The organism is Pseudoalteromonas sp. MEBiC 03607, from assembly GCF_004792295.1.
Lineage (GTDB): Bacteria > Pseudomonadota > Gammaproteobacteria > Enterobacterales > Alteromonadaceae > Pseudoalteromonas > Pseudoalteromonas lipolytica_C.
This window is the reverse complement of record NZ_SRRY01000001.1, coordinates 2,020,100-2,035,722: the sequence shown is the minus strand read 5'-3', so window position 1 is coordinate 2,035,722 and position 15,623 is coordinate 2,020,100. Positions and strand designations below refer to the sequence as shown.

15 protein-coding genes are annotated in these 15,623 nt (G+C 41.8%); 3 read left to right on the top strand and 12 right to left on the bottom strand.

Annotated elements, in window-relative coordinates; translation table 11 throughout:
• Positions 1-53 precede the first annotated feature (53 nt).
• Positions 54-1,901 (top strand): M2 family metallopeptidase, encoded by a 1,848-nt coding sequence (locus tag E5N72_RS09415; protein ID WP_135924207.1) that lies wholly within the window; start codon positions 54-56, stop codon positions 1,899-1,901.
• Positions 1,902-1,958: 57 nt separating this feature from the next.
• Here the strand turns inward: E5N72_RS09415 and E5N72_RS09410 are convergent, their stop codons facing one another.
• The 11 genes from E5N72_RS09410 to E5N72_RS09360 form a co-directional block, all read right to left on the bottom strand.
• Positions 1,959-2,747, bottom strand: coding sequence for a putative porin (locus tag E5N72_RS09410; protein WP_135924206.1), 789 nt, complete (start codon positions 2,745-2,747; stop codon positions 1,959-1,961).
• A 219-nt stretch (positions 2,748-2,966) separates the two neighbouring features.
• Positions 2,967-3,341: a PH domain-containing protein gene (locus tag E5N72_RS09405; protein WP_135924205.1), complete on the bottom strand. Its 375-nt coding sequence runs from the start codon at positions 3,339-3,341 to the stop codon at positions 2,967-2,969.
• A gap of 2 nt (positions 3,342-3,343) precedes the next feature.
• Positions 3,344-4,252: an ABC transporter ATP-binding protein gene (locus tag E5N72_RS09400; protein WP_135924204.1), complete on the bottom strand. Its 909-nt coding sequence runs from the start codon at positions 4,250-4,252 to the stop codon at positions 3,344-3,346.
• Positions 4,249-5,067, bottom strand: a complete 819-nt coding sequence (locus tag E5N72_RS09395; protein ID WP_135924203.1) for an ABC transporter permease subunit — start codon at positions 5,065-5,067, stop codon at positions 4,249-4,251. The genes E5N72_RS09400 and E5N72_RS09395 overlap by 4 nt, the downstream gene beginning before the upstream one ends.
• A 115-nt stretch (positions 5,068-5,182) precedes the next feature.
• Positions 5,183-6,361, bottom strand: a complete 1,179-nt coding sequence (locus E5N72_RS09390) for a cystathionine beta-lyase (protein WP_135924202.1) — start codon at positions 6,359-6,361, stop codon at positions 5,183-5,185.
• 19 nt (positions 6,362-6,380) lie between these two features.
• Entirely contained in the window at positions 6,381-7,298 is a 918-nt protein-coding gene (gene nudC / locus E5N72_RS09385; RefSeq protein ID WP_135924201.1) for an NAD(+) diphosphatase, read from the bottom strand.
• Between the two features lie 114 nt (positions 7,299-7,412).
• A complete protein-coding gene (gene nagB, locus E5N72_RS09380; protein ID WP_135924200.1) occupies positions 7,413-8,207 on the bottom strand; it encodes a glucosamine-6-phosphate deaminase in 795 nt (264 codons plus the stop codon).
• A 209-nt stretch (positions 8,208-8,416) separates the two neighbouring features.
• Positions 8,417-9,547 (bottom strand): DUF5009 domain-containing protein, encoded by a 1,131-nt coding sequence (locus E5N72_RS09375; protein WP_135924199.1) that lies wholly within the window; start codon positions 9,545-9,547, stop codon positions 8,417-8,419.
• Between the two features lie 61 nt (positions 9,548-9,608).
• A complete protein-coding gene (nagA, locus tag E5N72_RS09370) occupies positions 9,609-10,721 on the bottom strand; it encodes an N-acetylglucosamine-6-phosphate deacetylase (RefSeq protein WP_135924198.1) in 1,113 nt (370 codons plus the stop codon).
• Entirely contained in the window at positions 10,721-11,635 is a 915-nt protein-coding gene (locus E5N72_RS09365; protein WP_135924197.1) for a BadF/BadG/BcrA/BcrD ATPase family protein, read from the bottom strand. Before E5N72_RS09365 ends, nagA begins: the two co-directional genes overlap by 1 nt.
• A 376-nt stretch (positions 11,636-12,011) precedes the next feature.
• Positions 12,012-12,506 carry an NYN domain-containing protein gene (locus E5N72_RS09360; protein WP_135924196.1) on the bottom strand — a complete coding sequence of 165 codons (495 nt, stop codon included), beginning with the start codon at positions 12,504-12,506 and terminating at the stop codon, positions 12,012-12,014.
• 155 nt (positions 12,507-12,661) lie between these two features.
• On the opposite strand from E5N72_RS09360, the gene E5N72_RS09355 reads away from it, so the two are divergent.
• Together E5N72_RS09355 and E5N72_RS09350 are read left to right on the top strand one after the other, a co-directional pair.
• A complete protein-coding gene (locus tag E5N72_RS09355) occupies positions 12,662-13,276 on the top strand; it encodes a hypothetical protein (protein WP_135924195.1) in 615 nt (204 codons plus the stop codon).
• A complete protein-coding gene (locus tag E5N72_RS09350; protein ID WP_135924194.1) occupies positions 13,273-14,025 on the top strand; it encodes a DUF3307 domain-containing protein in 753 nt (250 codons plus the stop codon). Before E5N72_RS09355 ends, E5N72_RS09350 begins: the two co-directional genes overlap by 4 nt.
• Positions 14,026-14,077: 52 nt before the next feature.
• On the opposite strand, the gene E5N72_RS09345 is transcribed toward E5N72_RS09350, so the two are convergent.
• Positions 14,078-15,526, bottom strand: a complete 1,449-nt coding sequence (locus E5N72_RS09345; protein WP_135924193.1) for a DEAD/DEAH box helicase — start codon at positions 15,524-15,526, stop codon at positions 14,078-14,080.
• Positions 15,527-15,623 lie beyond the last annotated feature (97 nt).

The following is a 15,623-nucleotide window of genomic DNA, read 5'->3' as shown; positions in this document are numbered from 1 at the left end:
ACACTGCTATTATGCTAAAGCAATAAAAAACAACAAACTTCTAGGGAATAAAAATGAAGACTCCATATAAGCTGAGCATCAGCGCATTAATGGTCGCAAGTGCATTAGCGCTTACTGGCTGTAATGACGACGCTACGAGCACTAAAACAACAACTGCTGAAGTCAAATCAAGCCAAGTAACAGCACAAGATGCTGATAAATTTATCGCCGATACTGAAAAAGAATTAAGTGCACTATATTTAGAATCAAGTCGCGCTGAATGGATTTATGCCAACTTCATCACTCACGATACTGCTGAATTATCTGCTGAAGTAAATCGCAAAATGACCGAAGCCGTAGTCCGCCTAGCAAATGAAGCTGCAAAATTCGATAGTTTAGAGCTTGATTATGATGCACGTCGTAAACTAGATAAACTTAAACTAGCGCTCACTTTACCTGCACCACAAGATGCTGAAAAAACAGCAAAGCTCTCACAATTAGTGGCTGAGTTAGGAGGCATTTATGGCAAAGGTAAATACTGTAAAGAAGATGGCAGCTGTTTAAGCCTTGGCGAAATGACAGCTAAAATGGCAACGAGTCGTGATTACAATGAATTGCTTGATTTATGGCAAGGTTGGCGTCAAGTTTCAAAACCTATGCGCCCGCTTTATGAGCAACAAGTTGCACTGACCAATGAAGGTGCAAAAGAGCTAGGCTATGCAGATACAGGCGCTATGTGGCGTAGTAAATACGATATGCCAGCCGATGATTTTGCAAAAGAACTTGACCGTATTTGGGGCCAAGTTAAACCGCTTTATGATTCATTACATTGTCATGTTCGTGCCAAGTTAGGTGAAAAATATGGCGAAGATAAAGTACCTCAAGACCAACCTATCCCAGCACACCTGCTAGGTAATATGTGGGCACAAACTTGGGGTAACATTTACGATGTTGTAGCACCAGAGAATGCAGATCCTGGTTATGACGTTACAGAACTATTAGCTGAACACGATTACGACGAACTTAAAATGGTACGTGGTGCCGAGAAGTTCTTTACATCAATGGGTTTTGCACCATTGCCAGATACCTTCTATGAGCGCTCATTATTCACTAAACCACAAGATCGTGACGTACAGTGTCATGCATCAGCATGGAACATAGATAGTAAAGACGACCTACGTATTAAAATGTGTATTCAACGTACAGGTGAAGAGTTCTCTGTTATTCATCATGAGTTAGGTCATAATTTCTACCAACGCGCGTACAACACGCAACCTATTTATTATCAAGAAAGTGCGAACGATGGTTTCCACGAAGCGATTGGTGACACCATTGCTCTTTCTGTGACACCTGGTTATTTAAAAGAAATTGGTTTATTAGACGAAGTGCCTGATGAATCTAAAGATATCGGCCTATTAATGAAAATGGCATTAGACAAAGTAGCGTTTATCCCGTTTGGTTTATTAGTAGACCAATGGCGCTGGAAAGTTTTCTCAGGTGAAGTAACGCCAGAGAACTACAACAAAGCGTGGTGGGAGTTACGCGAAAAATATCAAGGTGTACAAGCTCCTATCGCACGTAGCGAAGCAGACTTCGATCCAGGTGCTAAGTATCACGTACCGGGTAACACGCCTTACACACGTTATTTCTTAGCGCACATTTTACAATTCGACTTCCACAGAAGTTTATGTGAAATTGCCGGTAATAAAGAAGCGATTCACCGCTGTTCAGTTTACAACTCTGCTGAGGCGGGTGAAAAACTAAATGCAATGTTAGAAATGGGCTCAAGCCGCCCATGGCAAGAAGCCCTTGCCACTATCACTGGTAAAGAAGAAATGGATGCAACAGCAATCTTAGATTACTTTGCACCGTTACAAAAATACCTTGATGAGCAAAATAAAGGCCGCCAGTGCGGTTGGTAATAACAAAAAAGAAAAAGCCCGCATAATGCGGGCTTTTTTATGTCATCAAATTAATGATTAAAACTGTAAGCTTACGTTTGCGAAGTATGCATCGTAATCTGAGTCATCCCAGTTGTTTGCATAACCTGCTTTTAAACCAACGTTTTTGTTAAAGAAGTGCTGTGCACCAAAGCTGTAGTCATCTTCTTTGTTAAACGTTACAAATACTGATGTTGCTTTAGAGAAGTAGTAGTTAGAACCTAGTTCCCAAGAGCTACCGCTATCATCTGTATCAGCAATAGTACCTTCAATTGTTAAGTAGTTACCTTGTTGAAGATCCATGAAGTATTTTGCATTTACAGCACGGTAATCAAACTCATCGTCAGCTGTGAATGTGAAACCTAAGTAATCAGTGCTGTTAAGCTGGTGATTGTATTTAAGGTCGAACATTACCGTGTTGTCACCGTCTTCTACATCGATAAATGTCGCTTTAAGAAGAAGGTTAGGATTAAAGAAGTAACCTGCAGACACATTGAATAAATCAGTGTCTGAACCGTAATCGTAGTTGCTGTAACCCGCACCGATTACAAAATCTTGTACGAAGTACTCACCGCCGATGTTAGTTACATCACCAAAGTCGTCATCAGAGTAAGAACCAAATACATTGGTTGTTTTGTTGATGTATTCAAACTGGTCGTATGGACCCATCGTTTTCTTTGGCGCGAAGTAATATGTTGAATCAACACTTACTGTGTCGTTGCCATCGGTGTCCATGTACCCTAAATGGCTGATTGATTGGTAACTATCCGCAGCAGTCGCGGCAGTTGACAGAAGCATACTCGAAATAATAACTGCTAACTTTTTCATAAACAGATTTCCCTATTAACATTGTTTCATTGCTGTTGAAAACTAGCCTGATGGCTAAGTTGGGCACATGCTAACGTGAGAAAACTGAACGGAAACTTAACTAAGCGTTTGTTTTTACTTGATTAATTGTAATAAAGTGTCGGTAAATGTAAAGAAAAAGTTGGCCGAATAATTCTATTCAAAGCCAACTTATAATTTAAAGTCTATAATTTCAGTACCTTATAAAGAGAATTCACTAATAATTCTGTAAACCTCATTAATGTTATCTCCTGCTTTAAAGTCTTTACTGATTGGCGTTGGATCTGAACCAACCCAAATTTTCAGTTCAGCATCTAAGTCAAAATGCCCGGCACTTTCTTTACTAAACTTAGTAATTTTTGAGTAAGCAATGCTCAACATTTCAACTTTAGAACCAGTAACACCTTGTTTATCAATAATAATTAATCTCTTATTGGTAAAGATAAACATATCACGAATGACTTTATAGGCTTTTTGAACTGTTTCACCATCAATCAGAGTATTGGCAAGCAGCTCTTCTAAATCATCATTATCGACTTCACTTGCGTTACCCATTAATCCACTTAATAGACCCATAACTAGCTCTCCTTATGAAAAATTTGGTTTTCGAGTGTGTGACCATTCACCAGTTGACGATACTGCCAACCTTGTTGATAACAAAAGTGTAGAAGATTGATATCAAAAGGCTCAGCTGTTTTCTCAAACTCGATCACATATTCTTTTGCTTGGCTCATATAAACATGATGTACATGGGCAAGGCCTGCAAGCTTTGCTTCTACATCATCATATTGTTGATTCAACTGTAGCGTAATATAGTGTTTGTTATCTTGTGTGCTAGAACGGGCTTGATGCTCACTTAATACCCCTTTATCTAGGTGTAAAACTTGTGAGCATAAACGCTCAAGCTCAGTTAAGTCATGGGAGCTTAAAATAAATGTTGCCTCGTTACTTAAAGAGCTTACCAGCTCTCGAACCTCACGGGCATGGATTGGGTCAAGACCCGCTGTTGCTTCATCAAGCATCACTATTTCAGGTGAACCAATTAAAGCTTGTGCAATAGTCACTCTCTTACGCATACCATGAGAAAGGTCATCCGGTCGCTGCTTAGCCACTTCTGACAAACCAACTAGCTCTAAAACCCGAGCCGTTTCTTTTTTACGAACCGCGCCACTGAGCCCTTGTAATTGACCATAAAAGTTAAGTTGATGCGCAATACTGAAACGGGGATCAAGCTGGGCATCTTGTGGTAACGCAGTTAATTTACCAAATAACGCCGCACTACCTGGGTTATGCCCCATTACCGATAGCTTTCCTGAACTTGGTAAAATATAGCCACACAACAAGCTGAATAAGGTTGTTTTACCCGCACCATTTGGACCAACCAGCGCCACTGGTGCCCCTTTATTTATTTCAAAGCTGACGTTATCGAGCGCTCGTTTAGCCCCATAGTTTTTTGACAAGCCTTGTGCTTGAATTAAAACGGTCATAATGAGCTCCTCGCAAAAATTCGTTCACCAGCAATTAATAACACTGCCGTTTGTAGAAGTGGTAAACCTAGAGCCAGTGTGACGCCGGCACGTTGACCTGCCATTAAATCAAGTTGATAGCCCGGAAATATGTAATTTAAAACCTCAAATGCAGGCCATTGCCACGTCAGTAAGCCAATCACAATATTACCGCCAGCAAAGAACAAAATGGCCAACACAAATGCAAGACGCGATGAACGGGCAAAGGTATTCAAAAAGCTCATCAAAGCAATAAATGGCATAACCGCAACAAGCAAATAAAATAACAACATAAAGCTTCGCGTTAAGCCTGAAAGTAGCAAACTGAGCTCACGATAGCCAAGCATTGCAACGGTTGCCATCAAGGTAACAAATAACAGTGCCGCTAAAATGAGTAGCTGCCCTAAAAAGCGACCTATGATAATTTCTGAGCGAGTGGCTCTAAGTGATAAAAAGCGTAACGTACCCCGTTGTCTGTCGCCCACAGTTTGGTCGCTGCATAAAAACAAACAAAAGCTTGGAAAACTAAATAAAGCAATCAGCCAATAAACAGCTAGTTCAGATTCAGGCCAATCAAGTAATTTACTGATGCCAATGGCGCCAAAGGCTTGCCTTGCAAAGTCAGCAAAATCAGGTGAGCTAATCAAGGTCACAGATTGGGCAATGGGATAGCGTAAAATAAGTAGCCAACAAATGGCAAAAGCGGCAACCGCCAGCAAACCACGTTTGGTCAAAAATAGTCGTACCAGCTCAAATTGGGCAATTTGTGCAAGACGTATAGGATGTAACTGCGTCACTCATAATCCTTAATGAATTTTATTATTAGAATTACACTAAGTTGAAACAGCTTGAATTACCAGAAAAAAAAGACCCGACAAGCGGGTCTTATGTAACAAAGTATATACCTTTTACCTAAAGGTGGCTCTCGTACACAGCCAGTGCTTGATCAAGGTCGGCTAGTAAATCTGCTACATCTTCAAGGCCAATGTGAAGTCTTATCACTGGACCTTGCGACCAACCCGTTTCTGAGCGAAGCCCTTTCATGCTCAGGTTTGCCGTGACTAAGCTCTCATAACCGCCCCAAGAAAAGCCCATTTTAAAATGGTGCAGGCTATCTAAAAACGCATCAATCGCTTGTTGATTACCTTGCTTCATTACAAATGAAAATAAGCCATTACTGCCATCAAAGTCTCGTTTAAAGAACTCATGACCCGGACACGTTGCAAAGGCCGGATGGCGAATATGATCAACCAATGGATGTGTTTCAAGCCATTTAGCCACTTCAATGGCTGCTTGTTCATGCTGTTTTAAACGCACAGCCATAGTACGTAGACCACGTAGCGCTAAATAGGCATCATCCGCAGAAGTACATTGACCAAGTAGGTATGAATTTTCTCGAAGGGTTGGCCAATACTTTTTATTGGCGACCGCCACCCCCATCATCACATCTGAATGACCAACAATGTATTTTGTAGCAGCTTGAATACTAATATCAACACCATGCTCAAGCGGTCTAAAATGCAGGCCATTACCCCAGGTGTTATCTAACATAGTCATAACACCGCGCTCATTTGCCTTAGCAACCATGGCTGGCACATCTTGCACTTCCATGGTGATTGAGCCCGGTGATTCTAAAAACAATACGCGCGTGTTCTCTTTAATAAGTTCACTAATCCCTGCACCAATTCCCGGCGGGTAATAGGTTGTTTCAATCCCTAATCCAGCCAGTATTTTGTCACAAAAATCCCGGGTAGGTTCGTAGGCAGTATCCACCATTAAAATATGATCGCCCGTTTTCACAAACGATAACAGCGCATTGCTTATTGCAGCCGCACCTGATGGGTAAAGCGCACAGCCTTCACCACCCTCAAGTTCAGCAATCGCTTCTTGCAAAGCAAAATGTGTCGTCGTACCACGACGGCCATAGAATAACGTTTTGTCGCCTCGCTTCTTCGCCGCAGCTTTTAAATCAGCCACTGAATCGAATACCACAGTTGATGCACGTTGTACCACAGGGTTCACAACCCCTTGTGTGTACGCTTTTTTACGCCCTGCAGAGACGATTTGGGTATTTTTATTTGTCTTTGTCATAATTTATCCAAGCTGTACTTTACAGGTTGCGCCAGTGCTCAACCAAAAATCGAGAAATAGAATCTTGTCGGGTTAGTTTAAGATGACTGCCCTGCTCATGCCATTGGCCAAATTCATTAAGTTCAGCGCGGCTAAACCATCTTGCGTCATCCAACTCGTCTTTATCTACCTGAATATCTTCTGAAACCGCTGTGGCCATAAAGCCAAACATAATTGATGATGGAAAAGGCCAAGGCTGTGAAGCGATATATTGAATATCTGTCACCGCAACACCAGCTTCTTCCATAACTTCGCGAGCCACGGCTTGCTCTAGTGTTTCACCTGGGTCAACAAAGCCCGCAAGTGTTGAAAAAACGCCTTCTGGCCAGCTTGCTTGACGGCCTAGCAAGCAGCGCTCAACTCCGTCTGAAAAGGTTTTAGTCACGATCATAATCACGGCAGGATCGGTACGCGGAAAAGTTTGATGCTGGCAAGTTTGGTTTTCACATAAACGCGAATGCCCTGCTTCAACCATATTATTTTCATGACCACAACGCCCACAAAAACGGTGTGTTGCGTGCCAAAAACATAAGCCCCTTGCCAGTGCCGCAATAGACCCTTGTTTAAGCTCAACTTGTGGGCCTAACTTGCGAATATCAACAAACTCAGCGCCATTGAGCATAGGCTCAATGAGTGAGTCTGGTTCATGGCTGACATCTAAAGCAAAGTGAGCCACATTATCGTCGTCTAACCCCAATAAAATGCCTTTTGATAAATCGAGGTGATCGACTTGAGATAAGCGTAAATAACACACTTCAGGACTGTCTTTAACAAATAAACTTTGATTGTTATTGACCAATAACCAGCGACTCTGAGAATTCATTTGAGCCTTTAACCACTTAGGATCTTTACGGCGATTTGATGCACGATCCAATGGCATTTGAGAGTAATTCAGCATGGCGTTCCTTGAAAATAGTTTACTAGCTAAAACTACCATAAGCTGATGATAAACCCAATTTATTACAGGCATAAAAAAAGCCCAACCAGGGCTTTTTTATTCTCTCTCACAATTTTACAAGGTCGCGAGGTGCGCTTGTAGTTTTTGGTTCTCAGCTTCAATATGCTGATAGAACTCTAAATCTTCTAATTTACTTGCGGCAGCTTTATCAATGATGATCACAGCATCTTTATGAAGTTGCAGAGCCGAAGCTGGGCATTTGGCCATTAACGGGCCTTCTACCATGGCGTGAATGGCATCAGCTTTACTTGCACCGGTTGCTAAAAGCACTACTTTTTTGGCTTCTAAAATAGTACCAATACCCATAGTGATTGATAAATGCGGTTGATATTCGCCTTCTGCAAAAAATCGCGCATTGTCTTCAATCGTCGCTTTTGTCAGTGTTTTAACTCGGGTGCGTGATGTCAAACCTGAAGAAGGTTCGTTAAAGCCAATATGACCATTACGGCCAATACCAAGTAGCTGTATATCAACACCACCAGCTGCTGTGATTTTTTGTTCATATTCAGTGCAAGCAACAAGCGGATTTACTGCATCACCCGGCGGTACATGGGTGTTCTGTTTATCGATATCTACATGGTTAAATAGCTGTTCATTCATAAAGTAGCGGTAACTTTGTGGATGTTCGCCAGTTAAACCTAAATACTCATCTAAATTAAATGTTGTCGCTTGGCTAAACGAAATCTCGCCAGCTTTATTTTTAGCAATCAGCTCTTGATATAAAGCAACCGGCGTTGAACCAGTTGCAAGGCCTAGTACTGATGCAGGTTTTTTTAATAGTTGTTTAGCAAAGATGTTAGCACCATACGCTGCAACTTGGGCTGCATCATCAAGAATTACTATTTGCATATCGATTAGCTCTAATTATTTAAATTGAAAAAAATGGCTCTAAAACCCAACCCCACGTGCAATCGAGTTGGGTTTTAGACTAACCACTGCCAGGATACATTACAGTAGTTAAAACCATTATGACAACGCTGTCATTATCACTTTTAGTCTTATCTTTGTAAAGTAAAAGTGAATAAAAAATTACTCTTTTTGTTAGTGTTTAATAATTATCAAACACTAACAAAGATCTTACGGCGATACATCCAATGTAATACCAGCATTTGTACTGCTAATAACGCAATCACCGCCATCAGAGGTTGCCATGCCTCTGGCACAGCTCGAACCACCCCACCAAATACGCTTTGGCTTACATAACCCCAATTCACTAGACTTGACGCTAAATAAATAATAATTGAGTTTGCACCTATGATCACAAAGGGATACGCGGCGCGTTGCCCTGGCAGAATATCCACCAGTGCATAAAATACGGCGAGCAATATGGCACTCCAGCCAACGGTTACAAGCACAAATGAGCTGGTCCAAAGTTCTTTGTTGACTGGGAACTGTAAATCCCATAACCAACCTAAACATACACTTACCGCCCCTGCGGCGAACAGTAATGCGGTCATTTTCCACTCGCCAATTTGCTGAGCACGAGCAACTAATTGCCCTGCAAACACGCCCATCAATGCATTAACAATCGCTGGTATATTCGACAATACACCTTCAGGGTCCACCACACGGTTTTGATAACTAATACCCGGTAGTAAGTGCGCATCAAACCATGCATTCCAACTACCTGCAGCCGAAAGGTCGCCAGCACTGCCACCCGGCACTGGCACAAAACAAAGCAGTAACCAATAAGCCACTAAAATAGCACCTGCAGTAATAATTTGTGTTCGCAAACTAGTGTGCCAAACCAACATTGCACAGAAAAACCATGCAATAGCGATACGTCCAAGCACACTGACATAACGAATTTCATCCAACGCCATTGGCATCCCTGTGCCCCAGCCGTGGTTATACAAAATACCTAATAAGCACAATAGCAAAAGACGCTTACCCGCCTTGCGGTAATACACTTTGCGCTCATCAAACGGTAAATGGTCAATGCGTTTGGGGGCTAGCCCCATCGCCACACCCGATAAGAATATGAATAATGGGAAAATCAGATCGTAAAATGTGAAGCCATGCCAAACACTATGCACTGTGTGCGCTTCAAAAACTTTCCAGCCAGTCCAGCCAGTTAAAACGAATAGTGCTGCAAATAGTGACTGTCCACCTAATATCCAAAACATATCCATGCCGCGCAGTGCATCCAGCGATGCCAATCGTTTTCTTGTTGGTTGTGTTGTTGTCATTGTTTACCTTTAATACAAAAAGCCCCGCGATACTTCAGCGGGGATTTTTCCAGGGAAGTTCTTACAAAGCTTTACCAGCTATATATGTCGCTTTTACATATTGATTATCATCTAGCACAACAAAATCAGCATCAAAACCGCTCAGCAAGCGACCTTTTTTATGTAAACCTAAATATTGTGCAGGATAAAGTGATGCCATTCGTAAGCTCTCAGCAAGGCTAACATCCAATGTGTTCACTGTGTTACGCACCGCACTTGCCATATCAAGTACGCTACCTGCTAATTCACCAGTAGTTGAATTTAATCGATCGCCAGTACGAATAACTTTACGACCATCAAAGAAATCAAACTCCATATCGTCAGTACCCACAGGTGGCATTGCATCTGTGACTAACATAATTTTTCCGCGCTGTTTGCTGCGAATTGCTAATTTTGCTGATGAAGGGTGCACATGATGACCATCAACAATTAAGCCGCACCAGCTGTTATCATCCCAAAGTGCAGCACCAACAACACCCGGCTCTCGAGATGTAAACGCTGACATCGCATTAAATAAATGGGTGAATCCATCAGCTCCTGCCGCAAGTGCAGCATTGGTAGTCGCAAAATCCGCATTAGTGTGGCCAATAGATACCTTTACGCCACACTCAACTAGGCGCTCAATATCATCAGCACTAACATTCTCAGGCGCTAAGGTAACCATTTTAATGCCTAGATCTTGGCGTGCATAAATCGCAAATTCTTGCTCTGTGATTGGGCGAATAAACTGCTCGCTATGGGTGCCTTTTTTCCCTAATGAAAGGTGCGGTCCTTCGAAGTGTACGCCCATAACGCCCGGGATCCCTTCAGCAATTGCTTGTGCAGTGGCATCTGCGGCTTTTGCCATGACTTCGACTTTGTCGGTAATCAGCGTTGGCATAATCGCTGTTGAACCAAACTGACCATGTGCTTTGGCTATTTTATCTAAACAATCTGGTGTTTGTTCAGCGTTAAAAAACGCCCCACCACCGCCATTCACTTGTACATCAATAAAACCTGGCGCGACTAAACCCGTTAATGCAACGGCATCAGCATGTGCTTCAACACGCTTAAACACGCCATTGTCGACGCTAAAATATACGTCAGATAAAAATTCGTCACCGGTAAACAATTTACTTGCATGATAAATCGTCATTACAAACTTACCTCTTGGTTTTGTTCAAGCACAGATTGCTGAGCAAAATACACAGCGCCCATTTCGGGTGGTTGAATCGGCGCTTCAACTCTTTTCGCTATATCTTCATCAAGCCAACAGTTTAATGGTTCAGCTAAACCACCGATCATAGATAAACGTGGAGGGTTATTTTCAAGTAATCGGTGTGCTAATTTACTGACGTAATTAGCTCCTTCCTTAACAATTTCAATCGCTACTTGGTCGTTATTTTTTGCTGCTTCAAATACATAACGTGCTAATTTGGCAAAACTACTCGAAGGCTGCCCTGACATTTGCTCGACAATCCCCATGGCATTATCCACCGAGAAATGCTGACAAATCACATCTGTTAACTCTGTTTTTTCACCCAAACCATCTAAATCAAGTAATGCGTTTTTTATAGCTTCAAGCCCCATCCATGCACCACTGCCCTTATCACCAAGAGCAAAACCATGACCACCATAGTTTGTGGTATGACCCGCAACACAAGAGAATCCACATGAGCCAGTTCCGGTTATAATTACCGCACCATCGCTACCTTCGTGTGCACCAATACAAGCAGTATGTAAATCGGTGGTGAGAAACATTTGTTTAAATGGATGGTCCCATTCCATAATCTTGTCGTACAAGCTAGGTAGGTTTACACCAGCCAGACCCAAACCAGCATACAGTTGATGAACTGTCTCAAGTGGTAATCCAGCATCTCGAAGAGCTAACTGTGTTGAGACCATTATTGATTCAAGCGTGCGTTCTAAACCATGTAATGGGTTCGCGGGGCCACCAAGGCCGGTTCCTAATACACCTTGCTTAACAGAGTAGATAGTAGCTCGGCATTTTGTTCCGCCACCATCAATACCAATAAACAATTGGTCCTCACTCACACTCTTCGCCATCATTTAACGACCCCTAGCCTTCGTTTAGTTTTTATTTAAATCGCATTATTTTTATTCTAAGAATGCGAAATGATCTCAACCTTTGTTGATTTAATGTTACACAACAAATGACAGCGTTGTCATTACTTTTTTTATAAAAATGCACATTAGTTTAAAATTTACCTACAACACTTTGAAACTAAAGAGCATTATTCGAGAGTAATAAATAAAAAATCGTCCAGCAATCACTTCTCAACTTATTCTCGCTACTTTTTTGAGTGCAAATTAGCGACAAAGCTCCATGTTACTGTGCTTTTATATACTCAGTATTGTATCTAATATTAGCTTAGCGCAAATAATACTTTAGTTAAACATTTTATTTAAAATGGAATATTTTTTTCTATCTTGATAACAACAGTGAATCATCAATACAGTGAAACTCAGCAGCGGCTTGCTTTAAAATATCGGCAGTGAGGTGCTCTGCTCCATAGACATCACACGGTAGCTGATAATTATTCGCTAAGTGACCAAGCAATAACGCAAAATCACCATCACCTGAAAGTAATACCATTCTATCAAGCTGCTTGGCATGCTCTAGCATATCAATGGTAATGCCAACATCCCAGTCCCCTTTTGCACTACCATCTCTGCGCTGAATAAAAGGTTTTAGTTTTACCTCAAAACCAATTGCGCGCAGGATATTTTGAAACTGCGATTGCTTTTCGTCACCTCGGTATATTGCATACGCAATAGCACAATCAATTTGGTAGCGTTCGCTCATCTGTGCCCAAAAGGCATTGTAATCAAAGTTTTTCTTGTAACTTTCTTTACAGGTGTAATAAATGTTTTGTACATCTACAAAGATACCGACTCTTGGCTTATCAACTGCTGACATAATTATTCTGTTTTTAGTGATTTGTGTTCACTGTAGCATATCTAGGTTGATATTTACGAAAAAGTAACCTAAATTGGTTACATAAAACAAAGTAACCAAATTTGGTTACTTATCGCGATGTAACTAAATTAAGTTACTTAATCTAAGGGATCATAATGATTGCGGTGATCAGTGGTGATTTAATTAAATCACAAAAAATTCCACAACAAGAATACGATGCCATGCTGTATCAGCTTGATCAAAGCTTACGCTTTGTTGCCAAGCGTTTTAATGCAAGCTTCACCATTTACCGAGGTGATGCGTTGCAAGTACAGCTATCAGAGCCTGAGCTGGTGTGTCATGCTGCCATCTTGTTGTATTTGCAGATGAAAGCAGCCAATTACGAACTACGACAAAGTTTGGCTATTGGCTCACTCGACAACCCCCGCGCCGATATAAAAACAGCCACAGGCAGTGCTTATACCTTATCAGGTCGCGGCTTAGATAACATCGGCCAGCAACGTTTGGTGATAAATATTGAAAATAACACCCTTGAAGAAGCCTTTGCGCTCAATATTGCTTTTGTCGAAGTCCTGCTTGAAAAAATGAGTCAAAAGCAGGCCAATGCGCTGTTTTATTATTTAACCGTCGAAAATAACAGCCATGCAGAGCTTGCCAAAGAGCTTAATACCAGCCGAGAGAATGTCACTAAGTTACTCAACCTAGCCCATTATCAACTTATCGAGCGCTTTATAAATTACAGCCAAACCACACTCAAAGGATTGTTATGACCAGTTTTGCTCTATTACTCACCGCGTTAGTACTAGGTCACTTACTTGCTGACTTTTATTGGCAACCAATGAGCTGGGTGCATGATAGAAACAACCGTCACTTTCGTGCCAGCAAACTCTACTTGCACGTATTAACACATGGCGTGACCTCTTTAGCTGTGCTAACACTGTGGGAATACACCTACGGCTGGCAAGAGTTCTCTCGGGTATTGTTAGCAACTGTGGCGATTATGCTGAGCCACTATGTCATTGACTTGGCAAAATCGTACTCAAATAAAGGCGTGGTGCCCTTTATACTCGACCAACTAGCCCACCTTGTTGTGATTGTAATGCTAACGGTTTGGCTTACCGATAAAAATGAATTTTATAGCTTAACATGGCAAAAGCTGATTGCCCTCGATACCTTGTTTGTTATTGCAGCTTATTTATTGGTGCTTAACCCAAGCTCTGTGTTTATTCGCATGATGCTAGAAAAAATCAATATCCAGATCAACAATGAAGGCAGTATTCCTGCCGCGGGTCATTTTATTGGCTTGCTAGAGCGGGTATTAATGTTGAGCTTTATCTTGCTGGGTGAATACGGCGGTGTGGGCTTTCTACTGGCAGCAAAATCTATCTTTCGCTTTGGTGATTTAAAAGAAAGTAGCGAAAAACAACTCACCGAATATGTCATGCTGGGCACTTTATTAAGTGTCACCGTGACACTCTTTATTGGTGTCGCCACCTTGTATTGCATTAAACTCTTTTAATCGCTTAGAAAAACAAAAACGCGCAATTGCGCGTTTTTTGTTTTTACTGTTATCAACTATCCGCAGCGGGTTTACGTCTTGGTCGAGATGGCCCAGACACACGCTGACGATTACCCGTAGGTTTATTACCTGTGGGTTTATTGTTATTCGATTTATTCCCGTTGTTAGCGCCTTTTTGGTTTTGGCCCTGCTCTTTACCCTTACCCTGCCACTTACCTTGTGAAGGTCGCTTTTGCGATTTAGGTTTTGGCTTTTGTGCAGGTTTTGCTGCACCTTGACCATCTTGAGCTGGTGCTTTTGGCTTTTTCGGTTTCTTTGGTTTTTTCGGCTTGATTGGACGCGTATCTAGTGGCTTTTCAGCAACTGGTTTGCTTGGCTCAAAACCTGCTTCGGTTGCACGCGGAATAAGCTCACCAATAAAGCGCTCAATACCATACAAATCGTCGGCATCATCAGCTGTAACAAACGAAATAGCATGACCTGATGCACCCGCTCGGCCTGTACGGCCAATACGGTGTACGTAATCTTCATAAATATTCGGTAAATCGTAGTTAACAACGTGAGGTAGCTCAACAATATCTAGGCCACGAGCAACGATATCGGTTGCCACTAATACGCGCACTTCACCCGATTTAAAGCCTTCAAGCGCTTTAACGCGAGCGCCTTGCGATTTATTACCGTGAATGGCAGCGCCGACAATATCATCGCGTTCAAGCTGCTTAACTAAGCGGTTCGCACCATGTTTGGTACGGCAAAATACTAATACTTGCTGCCAATCATTGCTACGGATCAAATGACTAAGTAGTGCTGTTTTGCGTGTTTTATCGACCGCATAAACAGACTGCGAAACCGTTTTAGCTGTGGTGTTTTTTGCTGCGACTGAAATTTCAACTGGGTCGTTAATTAGCCCTTTTGCAAGTTCACGAATTTCATCAGAGAAAGTCGCTGAAAACATCAGGTTTTGACGTTTAGCAGGCAATTTAGCAATGATACGTTTGATGTCATGAATAAAGCCCATATCGAGCATACGGTCGGCTTCATCAAGGATCAGCACTTCTAAATCATCAAACTTAACAGCATTTTGATTATGTAGGTCTAACAAGCGACCTGGTGTTGCTACTAAAATATCAACACCTTTGCGAAGGCGCAGCATTTGTGGATTAATTTTAACGCCACCATAAACAACAAATGAGCTGACATTTGAATGTTTTGCATATTGCTCAACATTTTCACTTACTTGTAAAGCAAGCTCACGGGTTGGTGCCAGTACCAATGCTCGTACTTTATTACCACCCGCTTTAGGGCCTTTTGACAAGCGCTCAATTAACGGCAGCGTAAAACCTGCTGTTTTACCTGTACCCGTTTGCGCTGCGGCCATAACATCGCGGCCTTCAATGATCGCAGGGATAGCTTGTGATTGAATAGGCGTTGGTGCTTCATAGCCCTTTTCTAAAACTGCATTTACTAAAGCTGGTGATAAACCTAACCCATCAAAACTCATACTATCTCTCTTTAAAAAATTCAGCCGATTCGGCGAAGTGCGCGCATTATACCTAGGATAGTCAATAATGCATGGAATTATTTGCAAACTAACACTT